Source organism: Kitasatospora brasiliensis (genome assembly GCF_032654805.1).
GTDB classification, from domain to species: Bacteria; Actinomycetota; Actinomycetes; order Streptomycetales; family Streptomycetaceae; genus Kitasatospora; species Kitasatospora brasiliensis.
This window is the reverse complement of record NZ_JAUOOW010000004.1, coordinates 433,935-454,072: the sequence shown is the minus strand read 5'-3', so window position 1 is coordinate 454,072 and position 20,138 is coordinate 433,935. Positions and strand designations below refer to the sequence as shown.

Genomic DNA, 20,138 nt, shown 5'->3' with positions numbered 1-20,138 from the left:
ATCACAGCACCGTCGAGAGGAAGGCCCGGGTGCGGTCGTGCCGCGGGGCGGTGAACAGGTCGGCCGGGTTCCCGGCCTCCACGACGGCGCCCTGGTCCATGAAGACGACCCGGTCGGCCACCTCGCGGGCGAAGCCCATCTCATGGGTGACGACGATCATCGTCATGCCGCTGCGAGCGAGGTCGCGCATCACGCCGAGCACCTCGCCGACCAACTCCGGGTCGAGCGCGGAGGTGGGCTCGTCGAAGAGCATCATGGTCGGCTCCATGGCCAGTGCCCGGGCGATCGCCACCCGCTGCTGCTGGCCGCCGGAGAGCTGGGCCGGGTAGTGGTCGGCGCGGTCGGCCAGGCCGACCCGGCCGAGCAGTTCGCGGGCCTGGCGCTCGACCTCGGCGCGCGGACGGCGCTTGACCGCCAACGGGCCCTCCATCACGTTCTGGAGCGCGGTGCGGTGCGGGAAGAGGTGGAAGCGCTGGAAGACCATGCCGATCCGCTCACGCTGGTGGCGGATGTCGCGCGGCCGGCGCTCGCGCAGCTTGCCGCCGGAGGCGCCGTGCGCCTCGTAGCCGACGAGTTCGCCGTTCACCTCGATCCGCCCGGCGTCGATCTTCTCCAGGTGGTTGAAGCAGCGCAGCAACGTGGACTTGCCGGAGCCGGAGGGCCCGATCACGCAGAGCACCTCCCCCGCCCGGACCTCCAGGTCGATGCCGCGCAGCACCTCCAGGTCCCCGAAGCGCTTGCGCACCTTCCGGGCCGACAGGACCACCTCGGTGGGCGGTTTCCTCAGGTCGGTCGTCGTCACTTGCCCTCCCCCTTCTCCACGCGCTTCGGCACTCCGCCGCCGCGCTTGCCCGCTCCGCCGCGCCCGGGCCGCAGGTTCGCCAGTACCCGGCGGTGCAGCGCCGGCGGGGCGCCGGCCGGGTTGAACTTCCGCTCCACCGCGTGCTGGGCGATGCTCGCGATGGTGGTGAGCACCAGGTACCAGAGGGACGCGACGATCAGCAGCGCGATCACCTCGAAGTTGGCGAGGTAGAGGTGCTGGGAGACCGTCATCAGGTCGGCGCCGGCGATGACCGAGACCAGCGAGGTGGTCTTCAGCATCGAGATGAACTGGTTGCCGAACGGCGGGATGATCACCCGCATCGCCTGCGGCAGCACCACCCGGGTGAGGATCTGCCGGTTGGACATGCCCAGCGAGGCGCCGGCCTCGCGCTGCCCGGGGTCCACGCTCTGGATACCGGCCCGGACGATCTCGGACATGTAGGCGCCCTCGTTGATCGACAGGCCGAGCAGCGCCGCCACGAAGCCGGTGATCAGGGTGTTGGACTGCCAACTGACCAGCTTGGGCCCGTCGAACGGGATGCCGATGCTGATCTCCGGGAAGAGCAGCGCCAGGTTGAACCAGAAGATCAGCTGGACCAGCAGCGGGGTACCGCGGAAGAACCAGGTGTACGCCCCGGCGGTGGTCCGCAGCACCGGGCTGTCGGACAGCTGCATCACCGCCACGGCCACGCCGATGACGATGCCCACCACCTGGGAGATCAGGGTGAGTTGGACGGTCACCCAGAGCCCTTCCAGGATCACGCCGTCGAACTGGTACTTGACGACGATGTCCCAGTGCAGGTTGGGGTTGACGATGATGGTCCAGGCGAGCCAGACGGCCGCGAAGGCGGCCGCCAGCACCGCGAACCAGCGCGCCGGGCGGGGCCGGCCGGTCACCTCGAAGGCCAGGTCGTCACCGAACGCGTCGGCGGGGGAAGGGGCTTGGCCGGCAGCGGACTTCGGGGGGCCGGCGGGCATCGCGGGGTCTCTCATGTCGGTGCTCATCTCCTCGGTGCCGCCGTTCTCACTGCGCCGCGTTGACGGTGGCGCGCTGCACCGCGCTGCCGCCGACCTGGTAGGTGTCCAGGACCTTGCGGTACTCGCCGCTCTCGATCAGCTCCTGGAGCGCCTTCCGCACCGCGTCGCGCAGCCCGGAGTCCTTCTTCGCCACCGCGATGCCCCACGGCGCCGTCCCGTACTGCTCCGGCAGCACCTCGTAGGAGCCGCTGTTCTGCACGAACATCTGCGCCACCGGGTAGTCCACGATGGTGGCCACCGCCCGGTCGCTGTCCAGCTGGAGCAGCCCGGTCGGGGCGTCCTCGCTCTGCGAGATCGCCATCTTGGTGGCGCACTTGGCGTTCTGCTGCTCGCCGATCTCCAGGTTGGAGCTGCCCTTGGCGAGGACCACCTTCTTGCCGCAGAGGTCCTCCAGGGACTTGATGCCCTCGGAGTTGCCCTTCTTCGTCATCACCACGCCGCCGGTCTGGAAGTAGTCGACGAAGTCGACGGCCTGGCGGCGCTGCGCGCTGTCCGTCATGGAGGACATCACCAGGTCGTAGCGCCCGGCCTGGAGGCCCGGGATCAGGCCGTCGAAGGAGGAGTTGGACAGCTCCAGCCTCAGGCCGAGCTTCCCGGCGACGGCGGCGGCGAGGTCCGGGTCGACCCCGGTCAGCTCGGTGGTCCCGGTCTTGTACATCTCCATCGGCGGGTAGCCGACGGAGGTGGCCACTCTGAGCACGCCGCTCTGCTTGTTCTTGGCCGGGAGCAGCTCGACGGCGCTCTTCCCGGCGTTCTGCGCAGCCTGCGCGCCGCCGGCGGCCGAGGCGCCGCCCTGGTCGGAGCGCCCGCAGGCGGTGGCGGCCAGGACGACCAGGGACAGCGCGGCCAGGCAGCGAAGGGAACGGGGGCGGTTCATCGGCTACTCCCTCGGGCGGTGACGGTGCGCCGATGCTGGCAGCCGAGTCCGGGTGAACGGAAGATGATGAAGCCATTGCTGCCTCACCGACGATATTTGTACGTCTCACCGCCCTGTGCCGCGGCGTTTCGTACCCGGAGGAGACGCCCCTGAGTCAGCCGGCGATCCACGGGGCCTCGGGCACCTTGGCGTCCGGCTGCCGTCCGGTGATGTCCACGGTGGTCGGGGTGCCGAGGCCCGTCATCCGCATGGTCACGCGGCGCAGCCCGCCGTCGCCGTCCACCCAGTAGGTCAGCGGCGAGCGGGCGCCGTCGGGGGCGGAGCCCTGGGCGCGCGGGCCGGCGAAGCGGTCGTAGCTCCGGCCGTCGATCCGGTCCCGGCCCAGCCAGCGGGCCCCGGACTGGGCGAGCAGCAGCGGGTTGTCGGGGCGGTCCGCACCGAGCTGGACCAGCAGGTTCAGCCCGGCGTCCAGCGGGTCCGCGGTGTAGGTGCGCGGCGACCAGCCCTGGCGTGGGATGTGCTCGGCCTGCTGCCAGGCCGGGGCGTCGGAGGCGGCGGCGCCGTCCTGGTCGGGGGCCAGCCCGAGGCCGCCGGTGTCCCAGACGATCAGGCCGTGGTCCAGCGGTCCGTTCGCGCCGGTGCTCCGGTAGCGGCCGACGCCCCGGTGGTTGCGGTAGTCGACGACCCCCTCGACCCGGATGCTGACGCCCCCGCCCTCATCGGCCGTGAGCGTCACCGCCACCGGGCTCGTCTGGTAGAGGTTCAGCCGGGACAGCGCGAGCCGGCCCGCCTCGTCGGTGGTCACCGGGCGTTCGGTGGCCTCGTCGGAGACCGACCAGTAGACGGCCAGGCCGCCCGCCGCGGCGCCGCACACCACGATCGCGATCAGCGCCTTCAGCCATCCGGCCCGCCGGGGCCCGCGGCCGTCGGCCTTCGTCTTGCGGGGCATGCGGTCCGCTCCCTCTCCTCGGTCTGGCACGGTCGGGCTCCTCGGTCTGACACGACAGTCGGGCGGGCCCGGGGACCAACGGTCCCACGAACCCGCCCGATCGGGCCCGGTGCCGGTCTCCCGGCACCGGGCCCCACTTGCGAATCGCTAGCCGTGCTGCGCGGCCTTGCGCCTACGGACCACCAGCACCAGCGCCGAGCCGAGGACGATCAGCGCCGCCGCGCTGGTCAGCGCGATCGGCATCCCTTCGCCCGCACCGGTGTTGGGCAGGTGCCCGGACGCCGGGGGCGCCGGGGCCGGCTGGACCGGCGGCACCGGGGCCGCCGAGGTCGGCGCCTCCGTCGGGGTCGGCGTCGGAGTCGGCGTCGGGGTGGGGATCAGCTTGTTGACGGCCGTCACCTCCACACCCTTGTCCAGGTTCTCCGGGGTCAGCTTCAGCGGGCCGAAGACGGTGACCTCCGGCGCCTCGTAGCCGTCCGGCGGGCTCAGCTCCTGCCAGTAGTACTCGCCGGGCACGCCCAGCCCCTGGCAGAGGCCGTCGGCCCCGGTCGTGCAGGGCTCACCGACCTTGGTGTCGGGCTTGTCGCCGGTCGGCTGCAGCCCGTCGGTCCCGTTGGTCTCGTGCCACAGCTGGAACTTGGCGCCGGCCAGCGGCTTGCCGTCCTGGTCGTGCTTGACCAGGCGCAGCGAGCCCTCCTGCTGGCGGAAGCCGAAGTCGTAGGTGTGGTCGTTCTCGCCGGGGCCGCCGGTGGTCAGTGCCCGCTCGGGGTACTTCCCGCCTTCCGGGACGATGCCCTTGGAGTCGATGAAGTGGTTGTCCCCGACGTCGTGCGCGGTCGGCACCCACTGGAAGAGGGGGCCGCCCTTGGCGTAGTCCGCCGGGTTGTCCAGCTTGATCGTGTACTTGGTCCGCGGCTTGAGACCGCCGTCGACGTTGCTGTCGTCGAAGTAGTACTCGCCGCGCTCGGTCGTCGTGGTGGTGCCGACGAGCTTGCCCGCCTCGTCGTAGAGGTGGACCGTGGCCCCCGGAACCGGTTTCTGGCCCGGCAGTTGGAGACCGCTGCGCTCGGGGTCGTACCAGACCCGGTTGCCGATCTGGAGCGGAGCCTGGTCGCAGAGGACCTCCAGGTCGCCCATCGCGGCGCCCTTGCCGAACGGGGGGATGCCCGGGGCCGTGTTGAGCCGGACACCGCCGTCCGCCTTGCCGTCGCGCTTCTGGAAGGCGCTGCCGTAGCCGTAGGCCTGGCTGTCGCTGTCGTACCCCGAGGCCACGATGGAGTCCTCGACCTTCGAGAACGCCATCCCGGCGTTGGCGGGGTTGTTGTGGCCGATCCGGGCGTTGTCGAAGAACCGCTGCCCCCGGGCCGTGGACCCGCAGCCCAGGTTGGTGTCCAGCACGTAGGTGCCGTTCTCCAGGCAGGCCTTGAGGAGGTCACCGCCGGGCAGGACCTTGGTCATCGCCGCGCCCGTCGGGGCGGCCGCCGACTGGTCGCCGAAGCGGTCCCGGAAGGCGAGCAGCATCGAGCCGTCGGTCTCGAAGGCGATCTCGGCCACCGCCGGCTCGGGGTTGGCCATGTAGTTGTCGCCGCAGGCCTGACCGTTCTGGCTGGTCGGGAACGTGTCCTGCCACGGGAACCAGCCGGTGCCCGGGCACGGCCCGCCGACGGTGGTGCCGCGCGGGTAGTCCAGCGGCTGGTTCAGCACCGCCGGCTTGAACGCGCCGGTGGACAGGTCGAACGGCAGCACCACGGCGCGCAGGTCCGAGGCCTTGCCGGTGGACTCGCCCGAGCAGACGCCGCCGAGGAAGCCGACGCCGTCCTGGATGCCGAGGCCGTACGGACGCCAGTCCCCCGGCGCCGGGCAGCCCGGGTTCGGGATGTCGTAGGCGGCCTTGGGCGCGGCGGCCGTCGGCACCGTGGCGTTGTAGCGGTAGAGCTTGCGGTCGTGCAGGTTGACGACGAAGAGGTCCTTGCCGTCGTCGGTGATCTTGATGCCGCCGAGGCTCTCCTTGCCCACCGGGGCGAGGAAGGCGTCGTCGTTGCCCGGGGTGTGCGGGGTGTCGCCCGCGTTCGGGACGGTGGTGAACAGCGCGGTCTTCTTCTGGTCCACGTCGGTGACGTAGATCCCGCCGGAGCCGCCGGGGCCGTAGGCGGTGGTCCGCTTGGCCTGGGCCGCGGAGAACACCCGCCGGTCGGCCTTGTTCCAGGCGATGCCGTACAGGTTGCCGGTCTGCCCCGCCGTGGCCAGGTCGGTCACGGTGACGCCCGCGCCGGCCGTGCCACGGGAGTTGTACGGGAAGGACAGCAGCGTGTGCTGGGCGGCGCCGTCGGCGGGCGGGTTCTGGCAGGTCGACACCAGCGGCGCGTTCTTCTGGCAGTAGTCACCCGGGCTCCAGAGCCCCGTGGTGAGTTCCACCGCCTTGCCGCCGGAGAGGTCGACGAACTCCTCGTTGGAGCTCAGCTGGTTCGGCGCGCCGTCCAGGCCCTGGCGCGAGGCGAAGGCCGGGTAAAGCACGCCCGGCTTCGGATTCACCACCTGGACACGGTACTTGCCGCCGGTCAGCTTGCCGGTGGCCGGCGACAGCGTCAGCGTGCCGTTGGCCGCGGTGGTGCCCTCGATGCTGCCTCCGGCGGCGTCGGTGAGCGTCACCCGCACGCCCGCCATGCCGTGCTCCAGCGTGGGCGACCACACCCCGCTGGTGTCGACGGCCCGGATCACCCGGACCGTCACCGTCCCGTCGCTGCCCGCCGGGAAGGCCGAGGGGGCCGCCGCCATGGAGGTGGCGCCGAGCGCGACGGCCAGGGCCGCCGCACCTCCCACGGTGCGGCCCAGCCCTCGGCGGCGCCGCCGGTCCGGGTCGCGCGCCGCGACACCGGCCGTTGGTTCACTAGTCGTCGTCATCCCTGCTCTCATTTGTCAGTTGGGCCTTCCGCCCGACCTCGTGAGGGAGTTCGTGAGCGGCGAAAAACCGCCTTTGTTAACGGGAGCTTAAAGGGCCTTCACACAACTTCGCCGAGGAATCTGGAACTTTGACGTCCCATCATGCGTTACGAGGCTGTCACGGCCGGCCACCCCGCCCTATCCACCAGGCTGCTGACCTGCGCCTGACCGGCTCACCACCTCCGACCAGCGCCGACCACCCCGTTGACCGTCGAACACAGTTCCCGCCGCACGCGCGCAAACCCGCCCCGACTCGCTTACCACACCCGCAACTTGTGCCCCCACCGACCACCCGGTGACACCGACCGCGGGACGGACTGGCACGATGGCGCTACGCGCATTCCGGTCATCGGCGGCACCGGTCCCATCGTCCCGCATTCCGTCGCGGCGACCGCAGCCGCGACCACCGGTCCGGCCCCGGCCCGGACATCTCCCGGGCCGGGGCTCCTCCCCTGACCGCGCGTCGCGGTAGCCTGGTCCTCGCCGCCGGCTGCGCCTCCGGCCCCTCCGGACCGGCCGCCGCCCCGCCGCCACGCCCGGCGACGCCCTGAAGTACGCCCGGTGGGGGCCGAGCACCAAGCCGTCCGCCGAGGAGATCGCCACCGCCACCGCGGACGTCCGGTGCAAGGAGCGGACCAATGTGGTGGGTGTCTGGTTCACCGTCGAGTCCGCCTACGAGAACGCGCTGATCCGTCTCCACCAGTCGGAGCTCACGGCGGCGAAGGCCGCCAACGATGCCATGCCGGCGACCGCCCGGGCGGTGACCGCCGGGTCCTGATCGCGATCGATGTCAGCCCGCGAGCGGCGGGTTGAGGCGGGCGAAGGCCTCTTGGCGGCGGTAGGGGAAGTACGGGTACGGCGCGGTGCGGGCACTGGCGGCGTCCAGCTTGGTGATCTGTTCCGCCGTCAGGGACCAGCCGACCGCGCCGAGGTTCTGGCGCAGCTGCTCCTCGTTGCGGGCGCCGATGATGACCGAGGAGACGGTCGGGCGGCGCAGCAGCCAGTTGATCGCCACCTGGGGAATGGTGCGGCCGGTCTCGGCGGCGACCTCGTCCAGTGCGTCGATCACCCGGTACAGCAGCTCCTCCTCCACCGGCGGGCCGTAGTCGGCGGTGTCGTGCAGCCGGCTGTCGGCCGGGAGCGGCCGGCCGCGGCGGATCTTCCCGGTGAGCCGGCCCCAGCCGAGCGGGCTCCAGACCAGGGCGCCGACACCCTCCTCCTCGGCGAGCGGCATCAGCTCCCACTCGTAGTCGCGGCCCACGAGCGAGTAGTAGACCTGGTGGGCGGCGTAGCGGGGGCGGCCGTGGCGGTCGGCGAGGGCGAGGGACTTCATCAGCTGCCAGCCGGAGAAGTTGGAGACGCCGGTGTAGCGGATCTTGCCGGCCCGGACCAGGTCCTCCAGGGTGGCGAGCACCTCCTCGATCGGGGTGCCGGCGTCGTAGGCGTGCAGCTGGAACAGGTCCAGGTAGTCGGTGCCGAGGCGGCGCAGCGCGTCCTCCACGGTGCGGACCAGCCGGGCGCGGGAGGTGCCGGCGTCCTGCGGGCCGTCGCCGGTGGGCAGTCCGGCCTTGGTGGAGATCAGCACCTGGTCGCGGCGGCCGCGGATCGCCTGGCCGAGCACGGCTTCGGCGGCCTCGACCTCGGCGACATCGCCCAGCGGGCCGAGGTCGGCCGCACCACCGTCTACCGCCGCTGGGGCAGCACCACCGCCCTGGTCGCGGACCTGCTCGCGGACATGGCTGAGCAGTCCCTGCCGCGCACCGACAGCGGCTCCCTCGCCGGAGACCTGCGGGCCAACGCCCGGCTCGTCGGGCGCACCCTGGCCGACCCCCCGGCAGGGCGCGCTGTTCCGCGCGGTCATCGTGGCGGCGACCTGCGACACCGAGGCGGCCGAGGCGCTGCGCCGGTTCTACCGGCGCCGGGTCGAGGAGTGGGCGCCGTGCGTCACCGCCGCCGTCGAACGCGGTGAACTCCCGCCGGACACCGACGCGTTCGAGGTGATCCGGGCCGTCTCGGCACCGCTCTACTACCGGATGCTCACCACCGGGGAGCCGCTGGACGAGGCCGCGGCCGACCGCGCGGCAGCGGCCGCCGAGGCCGCGGCCCGAGCCGGGGCGTACCGCCGCCAGGACGGCTAGGAACGCGAACGGCCGCACAGCGCAAGGGCGTTGCGCGGCCTTCCGGTCCGACTCACAAGGGGGTCAGTCCTCGTCCTGGTACTCGTCGCGCAGGTTCTCCAGCAGGCCGTCCCAGAGGTCCGAATCGTCCGGGCCCTGCCCCGACTCTCGGAGCAGCACGGCGAATTCGTCCAGCGCGGCCTTGGCGTCACCCTCGCGGATCCGCTCCTCCAGTCGGGCCAGTAGCGCCAGCGCGCCGACCAGCGCGGGCAGCGAGTCGGCCGCCCAGCCGCCGTAGCCGTCCCCGTGGTCCCAGCCGTCCGGGTTGTAGATCCTCACGGCGCCGCTGTCGCCGGCCACCATCAGGTGCCGCTCTCCGAACGTCCCGACGCAGTAGCCCCAGTTGCTCGGCGGGGTGTCGTCGTCGGGCGTGCGCTCGCCGAACAGCTCGTCCAGGTCCGCCTCCCACATCCCGCGCTCGGGCAGGCCCGTGGCGTCGAAGCCGACGAAGTCCAGCTCGACGGCCGGCACCCCGACCTCGCTGAGGAACGCCCGGGCGCCCGGCGAGGTCAGCCGCTCGGGCAGCTCGCCGGGCGCGGGCCGCCACAGGGTGCCCGGGCCGAAGCAGGACTCCAGCCAGGCCGCGGTGGGGTTCCCGGCGGCCGCGAGCAGCTCGGCGTCGGACGTGGTCATCGGTGTGGCTCCTCCGGTCGGAACGGTGCGGTGCCGCCATTCAAGCGCGCCGCACCGACAGCGAGGGCCGCCGGGGGCGGCCCCCGACGGCCCTACCGGAACCGTGACCTGGCGGTTTAGAAGAAGCCGTCGTCCTCGTAGTAGTTGTTGACGACCACCTGCGGATCGTCGTCGAAGGCCTCGTTCAGCAGCGCGCCGCCGACCAGGCCGGCCGCGCCCGCGCCGATCAGGGCGCCGGTGCCGAAGCGCCTCCCGCCCTGGGCCTGCTGGCCGGGCACCTGCGGCTGGGCCTGCTGGACCGGCTGCGGGTAGCCGGCCTGCGCCGGGGTGTAGAACGGCGGGACGTTGGTCTGCACCCGCTGGGCGCAGGCCACGCAGGCCTCGATCTGGCGCGGCACGCCCCACTGCGGCGACCACAGCACCGCCGTGGTGCCGGCGCCGTGCGAGGGGTCGAAGAAACACGTCACGGGGGAACTCCCTGGTCCTGGCTGGTTCATCGGAACAACGGGCGCGGCGCCGGGCATGACCGGCGCGACAGGCGGCGCCGCCGGTACGGGCGGGGCGATGGGCGGTGCGGGCGCGACGGGCGCCGGTTGCAGCACGTCCACCCCGAAGTCGGTGGCGATGCCCGCGAGCCCCGCGGCGTACCCCTGCCCGACCGCGCGGAACTTCCAGTCCGCGCCGTGCCGGTACAGCTCGCCGAACACCATCGCCGTCTCCCTGCCGGCCCCCGGCGCCACGTCGTACCGGGCCACCTCCGCGCCGCCGTCCTGGTCGACGACCCGGACGTAGGCGCCGCGGACCTGGCCGAAGTCCTGCCGCCGCTGCGCCGGGTCGTAGATCGCCACCGCGAAGACGATCTTCGCCACCTCGGCGGGGACCTCCGCCAGCCGGATCTCGATCTGCTCCTGGTCCGCGCCGCCTCCGGAGCCGCCCAGGTGCCGGACCGAGCCGTCCGGGCTGCGCAGGTTGTTGAAGAAGACGAAGTGCTGGTCCGAGGCGACCTTGCCGTCCGCCCCGCAGAGCAGCGCGCTGGCGTCCAGGTCGTACCCGGGAGCGGCCGTCCAGCCGAGGCCCACCCGGGCCACCCGGAGCCCGGGGGCCTGCTTGCCCAGGGAGACGTTGCCGCCCTTCGTCAGGGCCACGCTCATGGAACTTCCTCCACCACCGTACGAGTACCGCCGTTCGACCACGACAACGCTGTAGAGCTCGCACCGGTTCCCGGTCGAACCATCAGCTTTCCGTCAAGGACGGAACCCCGTGTCCGCGCCCTGGCGGGCCATCAGGTCCAGACCTATTGTCGGCAGACATGACATGTCTACGCCGCGCCGCCGGACTGGCCGCCGCACTCACCGGAACGCTCGCCGCCCTGCTCGCCCCGGCCGTCGCCCAGGCCGCCCCGGCCGGCTGCCGCACCAATGCCGCGGTGCCCCTGGACCCCGAACAGACCCGCCTCCAGGACCCCCGCACCGCCGCCTTCACCGAGCGCTCCGGCCTCGCCGAGCTGCCCGCGGGCTTCCCCGCCGCCCTGTGCGCCGCCCGCAACGCCCGGCAGGCCGAGCGGGTGGTGGACAGCTGGGGCCGGACCCTCTGGCAGGCCGGCCTGGACCGCGCCCAGGGCCGTCGGCCGAGCGGCGAACTGCCCGCCCGGGACGACCGCCCGCTGTACTGGACCAGGCTCGCCATGACCATCCAGCTCGCCCGCTGGCAGCCCCGGTACGACGTCGACCACGCCGCGCTGCGGTCCCGCTTCGAGGACGCCTCGCGCGGTCTGGACGACGGCTTCGACTCCGCCCCGGGCATCCGCCGGATCTTCGTCAGCGGCTTCGACCCGTACGGCCTGGGCACCGAGCCGCGCCGCTCCAACCCCTCCGGCTCGGCCGTCCTGCACCTGCACGGGCAGCGGATCACCCTGGCCGACGGCAGCACCGCCGAAGTCCGGGCGGTGGTCCTGCCGGTGCGCTACGGGGACTTCAACGAGGGCATCGTGGAACGCGCCTTCACCCCGCACCTGCGGCCGGGCCGGCAGTCCGCCGACCTGATCACCACGATCAGCCAGGGGTACCCCGGCAAGTTCACCCTGGAGGAGTGGGCCGGGCGCGCCCGCTCCGCCGACCCGGCCCCCGACAACGTGGCCGCCCTGTCCGGCGGCACCACCCGGCACCCGGTGGACGCCCCGGGCCTGGGCGCGGGGCCGCAGTTCATCCGCACCACCCTGCCGGTCGACGCCATGACGGCCGTCCAGCAGCCCTTCCCCGTGCTGCTGGACACCTTCGTCACCGAGATCCCGCTGGGCGCCACCGACCCGGTCTACCGGCCGGACGGCCCCACCCCCGGCTCCCGCGCGGTCGCCGGGGGCGGCGGCGGGTACCTCTCCAACGAGGTCGCCTACCGCTCCAACCGGCTGCGCCGGCTGACCGCCCCGCAGCTGCCCGGCGGGCATCTGCACACCCCGGTCCTCACCGGCCTGCCGGCCGACCCGGACCTGATCACCTCGCCGGAGTTCGAGCAGAACGAGGCCGCGATCGGCGACGAGGTCCGGGCGATCCTGAGCACCGCCCGACTGCGGCGCTGACCGTCCACCCGGGCCGGGCGCCCGCTACGCGGGGTCGGCGTAGCGGGTGCCCGCCGCGCGGGCGCGAGACTCGGCGATCTCGGCGTACGCGGCCTCGCGGCCCGCCCAGTGCGAGCCCTCGACGGACTTGCCGCGCTCCAGGTCCTTGTACACCTGGAAGAAGTGGGTGATCTCCAGCAGGTCGAACCGGGGCAGGTCGTCGACGTCCCGCAGGTCCGTGTAGCGCGGGTCGCGCGCCGGGACGCAGAGCACCTTCTGGTCCGGCCCGCGCTCGTCGCGCATCACCCACATGCCCACCGCCCGGCAGGTCAGCACACAGCCGGGGACGGCCGGCTCGCGGCCGAGCACCAGGGCGTCCAGCGGCTCGCCGTCGCCGCCGAGGGTGCCCTCGACGTAGCCGTAGTCGGTGGGGTAGCGGGTGGCCGTGAAGAGCGTGCGGTCCAGGCGGATCCGGCCCGCCGCGAAGTCCATCACGTACTTGTTGCGCGACCCCTGCGGGATCTCGATCATGACCTCGAACTCCACCGCGGCCTCCTCCTCAATCCTGGGGGAATTGTCCGCCGTCCGCCGAGCCACCGAAAGCACCCCCGCCGTCCGGCCGGGTCCACTACGCTCCGGACCATGGGGAGCTGGCGGGTCACTGTCATCGATCACCACCACCGCGACGGCGGACGGCCGCAGGGCCGCCGCCCCCAGGCGCCACTGGCCCGCCGGGACGGGCTGGAACTGCACGCCCGCCACAGCTGGCTCGAATACGTCGACGCCACCGGCCGGGTGCACTGGCGCCGGCCCTTCCCGGGCCGGCCGAACACGGCCCACCTCGGCGCCGGCCGCGCGCTGGTCACCACCGACTCCCCCGACCGCACCGCCCCGGCCCTGCTGCTGGACCTCGCCGACGGCGGCACTGTCGCCGAACTGCGCGGCGAGCGCGGCGCGGCGCTCGACGACGACCGCTTCCTCCTCGGCCAGGCGGGCCACGACACCCCTCGCACCTGGGCCCACGACCGGGACGGCACCGTGCTGGACTCCTGGCCCAGCTTCGGCCACTACGTGGTCGGCGGCAGCCCGCGGGTGGTCGAGACGGATCGCCGCCGCCCCACCGGGAGCCGGGTGGTCCGCCTGCTGCCCGGCGGCCGGGTCGAACCCGGCCCACGGCTCACCGACCCGCAGGCCCCGCCGCCGCTGGTGCTGCCGGACGACACCCTGCTCGTCCTGGACGCCGGGGTGCTGCGCGCCGTCGGACCGGACCTGGACGACGCCGTGCTGGTCGAACTGCGCCCGCTCGCCCCCGACCAGCAGCCGCGCTTCACCGGCTCGCTCCGGCGCACCGCCGACCGCCTCACCGCCACCCTGGTCGAGCGCCATCCGACCCGCATGGGCGCCTACACCACCCACGCCTGGACCCTCGACCTGCACGAGCGTTAGATCTCGATTGTGCGGCGGAACTGACGGACCGCCAATTCTTCGTCCACGTTCCCCTACGGTGACGCCTGCAACAACCGTCACCATGCAAGAGGGGGCACGCCCATGTCCCGGAGCCGGAAGCTCCACCGCCTCAGCAACCCCGATGTCGACGAACGCCGCGCCCAGCGCGCCCTGTTCCGCCACCTGCGGGACGACACCAACGCCGACCGCGGCCGGATGGCGAGGCGGGTGCGCGAGCTCCAGCTGCTGCTGGCGATGGACCCGGTGGAGTTCGAGGGGCTCATCGCCCGGCTGATGGAGGCGATGGGCATGAAGGTCGAGCTCACCGCCCGGTCGCGGGACGGCGGGGTGGACGTCCGCGGCATCGACCCGGACCCGTTCCGGGGCGGCAACGTGATCGTGCAGGTGAAGCGGTACCGGGACACGGTGGCGCCCTCGGCGGTGCGGGACCTGTACGGGACGCTGCGGCACGACCAGGCCGCCACCAAGGCCGTCCTCGTCACCACCAGCAGGTTCGGCCCCAGCTCGCACCAGTTCGTCGCGGGCAAGCCGATCAGCCTGATCAACGGCGCCGAGCTGGTCGGGCTGCTCAAGCACCACGGCTTCCAGGAGGTCTTCACACCCGCCGAGGACGAGGCCTCCGCCGAGGCCGGCGCCCTGGACGGGCTGCCGGCGATCGAGGTGGCCGCCGAGCCCTCCCGGCTGCTCCTGCACTGGACCGGCGAGGAGGAGTACGACATCGCCGCCCTGGTCTGCCGGGGCAACCAGGCGCTCTCCGACGACCACCTGGTGTTCTACAACAACGCCTCGACGCCGGACGGTTCGGTGCGGCTGGTGACCGGCTACGGCGACGCCAACGCCTGCCTGATGGTGGACTTCGACGCGCTGCCCGCCGAGGTCGACCGGCTGGTCGTGATCGCCGCCGCCGACACCGAGAACCACCCGGAGGCCACCATGGGCGGGTTCGCCGACCCGGCGCTGATCCTGGAGGCCGGCGCCGGGCAGGACGCGGCCGCGGTGCACCTGGCGGACGGCGCGGAGACCAACACCGCGATGCGGCTCGGCCGCTTCGACCGCGAGGCCTCCGGGGACTGGGAGTTCACCCCGGCCCTGGCCGGCTACCCGGGCGGGCTGCGCCAGGCCGTGACCGCGTACGGCCTGGAGGTCGTGGAGGCCTGACCGGGCGGGGTGCCCGGCCGTCGCCGGGCACCCCGACCCGAGGGCTCAGTCGACGCTCGCCGTCCAGGGGCCCTGCTCCGGGCGCGCCTCGTGGTCCGTGCCGGGCCAGGGCGGCATGGTGACGGCGGTGATCCGCAGCGGCCCGGCGGAGTCCTCGTCGGCCCGGAACTGGAACGCGGTGCCCAGCGGGATCGACACCGCCGTGCCGGGCGCGAGCCGGACGGTCTCCTCGCGCTCGCCCTGGCGACGCCAGAGCTCGCCGCTGCCGGCGGTGACGTGCCACAGCTCCTGCACGGTGGCGTGCGACACCGTGTGGGTGACCCGCCCGGGGGCGAGGACGAAGACCGCGAGGCTCCCGCACCCGTCCAGCACCAGCAGCGGGCGCACCTCGGCCCCGTCCGGGGCGGTCACCACGGGGGCGTCCCGCGGGTCCGCGGTGCCAAAGGGCTGCTGCCCCGTCCCCTCGCTCATCCGACGACCTCGCCTTCCTGGTTCGAGCGGCTACCCGGAGACCACCCCGAGTCGGCCCTGGCCCTCCGCGTCCTCCGTGTCCTCTGCGCCCTGCCGGCCGTCCCCGTCTCTCGGGACGCCCCCGAAGTCGCGCACGGCCTCGTTGACGATCTCCTCCAGCCGGGCGTGGTGCGCGCCGCGCCAGTAGGCCTGGCCGCAGTCGGCGCACTGGGCGAAGGCGTCGTAGGAGCGCTCGGTGCCGTCCCGCAGCTGCTCGCGCACCGAGGTCTTGGTGACCTGGCGCAGCGTGCCGTTGCAGGCGGTGCAGCGGCTCCACGGGGCGAGCGGCGGGGCGAAGCGGGACAGCACGTCGCGCAGCTGCTCGGCGGGGCGGTGGCTGTAGATGTAGGCGCCGGCCCACAGCTCGCGGCGGCGCAGCAGGCCGCGGTCCCGGGAGAGCATGATCCGCTGCTCGGCGGCGGAGCGGGCGGCCAGCGCGGCATCACCGATGTCGGGGTTCTCGTACGCGGCGTCCACGCCGAGCAGCCGCAGCCGGCGGGCGAGGGTGCCGAGGTGGACGTCCAGCAGGAAGCGCGGCGGGCCGGGCGAGGGCTGCGGCCTGACCACGGCCAGGACCGCGATCTCCTCGCCGTCGGCCGGCACATGGGTGTCGGGCACCGCCAGGCCGTTCACCAGCAGGGCGCCGACCTCGGTGAGCGGTACGCCCAGGGACTCCACGACGTGGCCCAGGCTGGAGCAGCCGTCGGTGCGCAGCGCCGTACGGCCGGCCCGCCGGGGCGCGGAGACGAAGAGGTGCAGCTCGGGGGCGAAGTCAAGCCAGATCTGAGGTCGGTCCACGCGGCCAGCATGCCAGCGCCCGGCGGGCCGGGGCCACCGGGTTTTCCGGCCGGGCCGCTCGGAGCCTCCGAGGTCAGGACCCCGTCAGGACCCCGCCACGACCACCGCTCGCGGTGACACCGGGTGAGCGCGGTCCCGGGCCGCCCAGCGGGTGACCGGCCCCATGGCGTACCCGGCGGCGAGGAACGCCCCGCCCAGGACCAGCCAGCCGGCCAGGCCGCCGTCCAGCAGCAGCGTGGTGAGCAGCAGCGGCCCGAGGGTGCGGGCGACGGCGACGCCGGTGCCGAAGAAGCCCTGGTACTGGCCGATCCGCCCGGGCGGGGCGAGGTCGAAGGCGATCTGCCAGCTGCCGGCCGACTGCCGCATCTCGCCCGCCACTTGCAGGACGGAGGCGGCGACCAGCAGCGCGCCGACCGCCCGGATCGGCACGTCCAGCGCGGACAGCCCGAAGACGGCGCAGGATCCGAGCAGCAGCACCCCCGCCGAGCGGACCGCCCGCGCGGCCGGGCCCAGCCCGGTGACACCGCGTGCCGCCCGGACTTGGAAGGCCAGCACCGCGAGGGTGTTGAGCACGAACAGCGCCGAGCCGAGCCAGCCGATCCCGGGGGCGCGCTCGGCGATCCAGAGCGGGATGATCAGGCTGAGCAGCGGCATCCGCAGCAGCAGGACGGCGTTGACCGCGGTGACGGCGGCGTACCGGCGGTCGCGCAGCACGGCCAGGCGCGGCCCGCCGTCCGGCTCCGCCGCGGTGGGCGGGGCTTCGGGCAGCCGCCGCAGGACCAGCGCGGCGATCAGGAAGCCGAGTGCGGTGAGGGCGAAGGCGCCCTGGTAGGCGGCCCGGGTGCCGACGCTCAGCGCGATGCCGCCGATGGCCGCGCCAACGGCCAGTCCGCCGTTGAGGGTTGACTGGATGTGGGCGAGCAGGGCGGTCCGCTGCGCGGGCGGCACCAGGGCGGCGACCAGCGCCTGGCGGGCGGCGGTGAGGCCGGACTGGGCGGTGGCGTAGAGGCAGACGGCGAGCAGGAACAGCGGGTAGGAGCGGATCGCCAGGAAGGCGGCGACCACGGCCGCCGTGCCGAGGGCGAGCATGACGGAGGTGCGACGCGGGCCGCGCCGGTCGGCGAGGTGGCCGAGGGGGACTCCGGCGACGGAGCCGAGCGCCCAGGCGAGGGCGAGGCCGAGTCCGAGGGCGGTCGGCGACATCCCGACCACCCGGGTGAAGTAGAGCGCGGAGCAGGTGTAGTACGCGCCGTCGCCCACGGCCGCGGCCAACTGGGCGGCGGCGAGGGTGCGTTGGGGTCCGGCGGGCGGTATGCCGCCCCAGCGGGTGGCGCGGTCGGTCGGCACTGCCCCTCCTTCGGTCGTTCGCGGGCCCGCCCGGCGGGCGGGTGCCGGCGATCACTCGCGCGCGTCCGGTCGCGTAAACGTGTTCACGGACCGTCACCCCTGCCCGCGACCGCCGGACGGGCGGCACGCGGTCGGCGGCCCCGGCGACCACCGGTTGCGCTGCGCCCCCACCCTAGAAGAGAAGCGGCCCACTGAAATGGTCCAGTGATCAAGGAATTCCCTGGGCCACTTCCGGAACCCGCCGCACCACCGACCGACCGCTGAACCCGCGTGCGAGAGTGGCCAGTTGGCGCCTGCGAACCCGTCGCGGCGGCCTCTCCGCGACCTCGCCCGCACCGCCGAAGCGCCGTCCGTACCCGCTCCGACTCCACTCCCGCCGATCACCGCGAAACCCCGATCGAGCAGACCAAGGGCCACCTTTGACGGTGTTGACCCGTCAGTAGCGTCCTTTTATGCTCAACGGCGTTCGCGATCCGGCACCGGGCCGGGGCCACCCCGCCCGCCCGCCCGTTCGGTCGCCGTCTTCGGCTCGAAGGGTTCCTCTCATCAGCACCTTCACCGCACCCTCGGACTCCGCCGAGACCCCGGACGCCGCGACCGCCCGGTCGGCCGACGGCACCACCCGCCGCCGGCGCTTCCTCACCTACCTGCTGGCCGCGCCCACCCTCACCGTCGGCGCCCGCCTCGGCCTGGACGCCGTCGCGCCCGCCACCGCCCAGGCCGCCGTCCCGACCCCGGCCGGGCCCGCCGCCCAGGCCGCGCAGGCCGCCGTGCCCGTCCGGGAGAGCGCCCTCCCCCAGCAGCTGATCGGCCTGCCCGGCATCCCGGACATCGTCGACCTCGGCGACGCGATGATCCTCGCCGGGCTGCCGACCTCGCACCTGCTGGTGCTCGAAGTCACCGCCACCGGACGCGCCGCCCTGCACCTGCCCCGGCTGGAGGTCGGCCAGGGCCTCACCACCGCCATCGCCATGATCGTCGCCGAGGAGCTCGACGCCCGGCTCTCCGACGTCGACGTCCCGCTCTCCGACGCCCGCCCCGAGCTGCTCTTCAACCAGATGACCGGCGGCTCCAACTCGATCCGCTCGCTGTACGACCCGGTGCGCGCCGCGGCCGCCGCCGCCCGGGCCCGCCTGGTGACCGCCGCCGCCAAACGCTGGAACGTTCCCGCGACCACCCTTCGCACCGCCGACTCCGCCGTCCTCGCCCCCGACGGCCGCCGCCTCGGCTACGGCGAACTCGCCGTCGAGGCCGCCACCGTCGCCGTACCCGCCGTCCCGACCCTCCCCAAGAGCCCCGACCAGCTGCGCGTGATCGGCAAGGCGACCAACCGGATCGACGCCCGCGACATCGTCACCGGCCGCGCCGAGTACGCCGGGGACCTCCAGATCCCGGGCGCCGCGCCCACCGTGGTCGCCCGCCCGGACACCGTCAACGGCACCCTCAAGTCGCTGGACGCCTCCGCCGCCCGCGCGATGCCCGGGGTGCTCGGCGTGGTGCAGATCCCGAGCGGCGTCGCCGTCCTCGCCGAGACCTTCGACCAGGCGCTCAAGGCCCGCGACGCGCTGCGCGTCACCTGGAACCCGGGTCCGGTCTCCGGCCTGTCCGACGCGGACGTGCGCTCCAAGCTGCGCGCCGCCCAACTGCCGTCGCTGCCGCCGCCGCTGCTCACCCACCGGGTGGAGGGGGAGTTCGACTTCGCCTTCGTCAACCACGCCCCGATGGAGGTGCTCACCGCCGTCGCCGACGTGCGGCCGAACCGGGCCGAGGTGTGGTTCGCCGCGCAGAGCCCGATCCTCGCCCAGGGGACCATCGCGGCCGAACTCGGCCTGCCCCGGGACGCCGTCACCGTCCATGTGGTGCGCGGCGGCGGCTCCTTCGGCCGCCGGCTGTTCTTCGACGCCGCCCTGGAGGCCGCCCAGGTCTCCAAGGCCGCCGGCCGCCCGGTCAAGCTGATGTGGACCCGCAACGACGACATGCGCCACGGCCGGATGCGCCCGGCCAGCCACCACGTGATCCGGGCCACCTACGGCCTCGGCCAGGTGTTCAGCTGGGAGCACCACGTGGCCAGCGTCAAGACCGACCTCGGGCACGGCCTCGGCGACATGTTCACCGCGGCCGGCTACAACCTCCCGCTGGCCGGGATCACCGCCTCCGAGCTGTTCTTCCTGCTCACCGAGAAGATCCCGTACGACGTCGGGGTGCCCACCCAGCTGCTCGCCGAGGTGCCGCTGGAGCTGCACACCGGCAGCTGGCGCTCGGTCTACTCGGGCACCGTCCGGGTCTCCGACGAGATCATGATGGACGAGCTCGCCCGCGCGATGGGCCAGGACGAACTCGCCTTCCGCCGCGGCCGGTTGCGCAGCGCCACCGGCCGGGCGCTGCTGGACGAGCTCGCCAAGAGGGGGAACTGGGGCCGCCCGATGCCCGCCGGCCAGGCCCAGGGCATCGGCTATCACGACGAGCACAGCGCCTGCGTCGGCTACCTGGTCGAGCTGGACGCCACCGACCGGGCCAACCCCCGGGTCACCAAGGCCGTCGTCGTCGCCGACGTCGGCCGGGCGATCAACCCCAGGGGCCTGGAGGCCCAGCTGACCGGCGCGCTGGTCGACGGCATCTCGGTGATCCTCCAGGCCGGCAATCACCTGGACAACGGCGCCTTCCGGGAGGGGAGTTACGGCGACTTCCACTACGCCCGGCAGCGGCACACCCCGCCGGTGGTGGAGGTCCACCTGATGCCGCCGAGCGGACCGCCCGGCGGCGCTGGCGAACTGGGCGTCCCGGCCGCCTCCGCCGCCGTCGCCAACGCCTACGCCCGCGCGACCGGCACCAGCCCGCGCTCCTTCCCGATCAACTTCTGACCACCCT

18 protein-coding genes and 1 pseudogene are annotated in these 20,138 nt (G+C 73.7%); 7 read left to right on the top strand and 12 right to left on the bottom strand.

Annotation, left to right across the window (positions count from 1 at the left end; genetic code table 11):
• Window position 1: 1 nt before the first annotated feature.
• From QWJ13_RS18170 to QWJ13_RS18150, 5 genes are all read right to left on the bottom strand, one after another.
• Window positions 2-802 carry an amino acid ABC transporter ATP-binding protein gene (locus tag QWJ13_RS18170; RefSeq protein ID WP_316525638.1) on the bottom strand — a complete coding sequence of 267 codons (801 nt, stop codon included), beginning with the start codon at window positions 800-802 and terminating at the stop codon, window positions 2-4.
• Window positions 799-1,815, bottom strand: coding sequence for an amino acid ABC transporter permease (locus QWJ13_RS18165; protein WP_316525637.1), 1,017 nt, complete (start codon window positions 1,813-1,815; stop codon window positions 799-801). The genes QWJ13_RS18170 and QWJ13_RS18165 overlap by 4 nt, the downstream gene beginning before the upstream one ends.
• 31 nt (window positions 1,816-1,846) lie before the next feature.
• Window positions 1,847-2,737, bottom strand: a complete 891-nt coding sequence (locus tag QWJ13_RS18160) for an ABC transporter substrate-binding protein (protein ID WP_316525636.1) — start codon at window positions 2,735-2,737, stop codon at window positions 1,847-1,849.
• Window positions 2,738-2,891: 154 nt separating this feature from the next.
• Entirely contained in the window at window positions 2,892-3,686 is a 795-nt protein-coding gene (locus QWJ13_RS18155; protein WP_316525635.1) for a hypothetical protein, read from the bottom strand.
• 147 nt (window positions 3,687-3,833) lie between these two features.
• Window positions 3,834-6,587, bottom strand: a complete 2,754-nt coding sequence (locus tag QWJ13_RS18150; RefSeq protein ID WP_316525634.1) for an SdrD B-like domain-containing protein — start codon at window positions 6,585-6,587, stop codon at window positions 3,834-3,836.
• A 679-nt stretch (window positions 6,588-7,266) separates the two neighbouring features.
• On the opposite strand from QWJ13_RS18150, the gene QWJ13_RS18145 reads away from it, so the two are divergent.
• A complete protein-coding gene (locus tag QWJ13_RS18145; RefSeq protein WP_316525633.1) occupies window positions 7,267-7,404 on the top strand; it encodes a hypothetical protein in 138 nt (45 codons plus the stop codon).
• Window positions 7,405-7,416: 12 nt separating this feature from the next.
• Here the strand turns inward: QWJ13_RS18145 and QWJ13_RS18140 are convergent, their stop codons facing one another.
• Window positions 7,417-8,373: an aldo/keto reductase gene (locus tag QWJ13_RS18140; RefSeq protein ID WP_316526015.1), complete on the bottom strand. Its 957-nt coding sequence runs from the start codon at window positions 8,371-8,373 to the stop codon at window positions 7,417-7,419.
• Here QWJ13_RS18140 and QWJ13_RS18135 point away from each other — a divergent pair.
• Both QWJ13_RS18135 and QWJ13_RS18130 read left to right on the top strand, forming a co-directional pair.
• A pseudogene (locus QWJ13_RS18135) lies at window positions 8,272-8,595 on the top strand (TetR family transcriptional regulator); the annotation flags it as partial. The gene QWJ13_RS18140 and the pseudogene QWJ13_RS18135 sit on opposite strands and share 102 nt — an antisense overlap.
• Window positions 8,489-8,764, top strand: a complete 276-nt coding sequence (locus QWJ13_RS18130; RefSeq protein ID WP_316525632.1) for a TetR-like C-terminal domain-containing protein — start codon at window positions 8,489-8,491, stop codon at window positions 8,762-8,764. The pseudogene QWJ13_RS18135 and the gene QWJ13_RS18130, both read left to right, overlap by 107 nt.
• A 63-nt stretch (window positions 8,765-8,827) precedes the next feature.
• Here QWJ13_RS18130 and QWJ13_RS18125 read toward each other — a convergent pair whose 3' ends face one another.
• Together QWJ13_RS18125 and QWJ13_RS18120 are read right to left on the bottom strand one after the other, a co-directional pair.
• Entirely contained in the window at window positions 8,828-9,436 is a 609-nt protein-coding gene (locus QWJ13_RS18125; RefSeq protein ID WP_316525631.1) for an SUKH-4 family immunity protein, read from the bottom strand.
• 116 nt (window positions 9,437-9,552) lie between these two features.
• A complete protein-coding gene (locus QWJ13_RS18120; RefSeq protein ID WP_316525630.1) occupies window positions 9,553-10,587 on the bottom strand; it encodes a TerD family protein in 1,035 nt (344 codons plus the stop codon).
• A gap of 158 nt (window positions 10,588-10,745) precedes the next feature.
• Here QWJ13_RS18120 and QWJ13_RS18115 point away from each other — a divergent pair, with 158 nt between their 5' ends.
• Complete coding sequence (locus QWJ13_RS18115; RefSeq protein ID WP_316525628.1) at window positions 10,746-12,011, top strand: pyroglutamyl peptidase; 1,266 nt, start codon at window positions 10,746-10,748, stop codon at window positions 12,009-12,011.
• A 24-nt stretch (window positions 12,012-12,035) separates the two neighbouring features.
• Here QWJ13_RS18115 and QWJ13_RS18110 read toward each other — a convergent pair whose 3' ends face one another.
• Complete coding sequence (locus QWJ13_RS18110; protein WP_316525627.1) at window positions 12,036-12,536, bottom strand: inorganic diphosphatase; 501 nt, start codon at window positions 12,534-12,536, stop codon at window positions 12,036-12,038.
• Between the two features lie 96 nt (window positions 12,537-12,632).
• On the opposite strand from QWJ13_RS18110, the gene QWJ13_RS18105 reads away from it, so the two are divergent.
• Both QWJ13_RS18105 and QWJ13_RS18100 read left to right on the top strand, forming a co-directional pair.
• Window positions 12,633-13,436: a hypothetical protein gene (locus QWJ13_RS18105; RefSeq protein ID WP_316525626.1), complete on the top strand. Its 804-nt coding sequence runs from the start codon at window positions 12,633-12,635 to the stop codon at window positions 13,434-13,436.
• Window positions 13,437-13,538: 102 nt separating this feature from the next.
• A complete protein-coding gene (locus QWJ13_RS18100; RefSeq protein WP_316525625.1) occupies window positions 13,539-14,615 on the top strand; it encodes a restriction endonuclease in 1,077 nt (358 codons plus the stop codon).
• A gap of 45 nt (window positions 14,616-14,660) precedes the next feature.
• Here the strand turns inward: QWJ13_RS18100 and QWJ13_RS18095 are convergent, their stop codons facing one another.
• The 3 genes from QWJ13_RS18095 to QWJ13_RS18085 form a co-directional block, all read right to left on the bottom strand.
• Entirely contained in the window at window positions 14,661-15,086 is a 426-nt protein-coding gene (locus tag QWJ13_RS18095) for a cupin domain-containing protein (RefSeq protein ID WP_316525623.1), read from the bottom strand.
• A 30-nt stretch (window positions 15,087-15,116) separates the two neighbouring features.
• The gene (locus QWJ13_RS18090) at window positions 15,117-15,923 is read right to left on the bottom strand and encodes a Mut7-C RNAse domain-containing protein (RefSeq protein WP_316525622.1); all 807 of its coding nucleotides are present in this window, start codon (window positions 15,921-15,923) and stop codon (window positions 15,117-15,119) included.
• A gap of 84 nt (window positions 15,924-16,007) precedes the next feature.
• The gene (locus QWJ13_RS18085; RefSeq protein ID WP_316525621.1) at window positions 16,008-17,270 is read right to left on the bottom strand and encodes an MFS transporter; all 1,263 of its coding nucleotides are present in this window, start codon (window positions 17,268-17,270) and stop codon (window positions 16,008-16,010) included.
• Window positions 17,271-17,722: 452 nt separating this feature from the next.
• On the opposite strand from QWJ13_RS18085, the gene QWJ13_RS18080 reads away from it, so the two are divergent.
• On the top strand, window positions 17,723-20,131 hold the full coding sequence (locus QWJ13_RS18080) for a xanthine dehydrogenase family protein molybdopterin-binding subunit (protein ID WP_316525620.1): 2,409 nt from the start codon (window positions 17,723-17,725) through the stop codon (window positions 20,129-20,131).
• The last annotated feature ends 7 nt before the right edge of the window (window positions 20,132-20,138 follow it).

Bases quoted from the DNA above. Each gene is read 5' to 3' on its own strand.
- QWJ13_RS18165 (WP_316525637.1), bottom strand. From the start codon at position 1,815: ATGAGAGACCCCGCGATGCCCGCCGGCCCCCCGAAGTCCGCTGCCGGC.
- QWJ13_RS18160 (WP_316525636.1), bottom strand. From the start codon at position 2,737: ATGAACCGCCCCCGTTCCCTTCGCTGCCTGGCCGCGCTGTCCCTGGTC.
- QWJ13_RS18155 (WP_316525635.1), bottom strand. From the start codon at position 3,686: ATGCCCCGCAAGACGAAGGCCGACGGCCGCGGGCCCCGGCGGGCCGGA.
- QWJ13_RS18150 (WP_316525634.1), bottom strand. From the start codon at position 6,587: ATGACGACGACTAGTGAACCAACGGCCGGTGTCGCGGCGCGCGACCCG.
- QWJ13_RS18125 (WP_316525631.1), bottom strand. From the start codon at position 9,436: ATGACCACGTCCGACGCCGAGCTGCTCGCGGCCGCCGGGAACCCCACC.
- QWJ13_RS18120 (WP_316525630.1), bottom strand. From the start codon at position 10,587: ATGAGCGTGGCCCTGACGAAGGGCGGCAACGTCTCCCTGGGCAAGCAG.
- QWJ13_RS18115 (WP_316525628.1), top strand. From the start codon at position 10,746: ATGACATGTCTACGCCGCGCCGCCGGACTGGCCGCCGCACTCACCGGA.
- QWJ13_RS18105 (WP_316525626.1), top strand. From the start codon at position 12,633: ATGGGGAGCTGGCGGGTCACTGTCATCGATCACCACCACCGCGACGGC.
- QWJ13_RS18100 (WP_316525625.1), top strand. From the start codon at position 13,539: ATGTCCCGGAGCCGGAAGCTCCACCGCCTCAGCAACCCCGATGTCGAC.
- QWJ13_RS18095 (WP_316525623.1), bottom strand. From the start codon at position 15,086: ATGAGCGAGGGGACGGGGCAGCAGCCCTTTGGCACCGCGGACCCGCGG.
- QWJ13_RS18080 (WP_316525620.1), top strand. From the start codon at position 17,723: ATGCTCAACGGCGTTCGCGATCCGGCACCGGGCCGGGGCCACCCCGCC.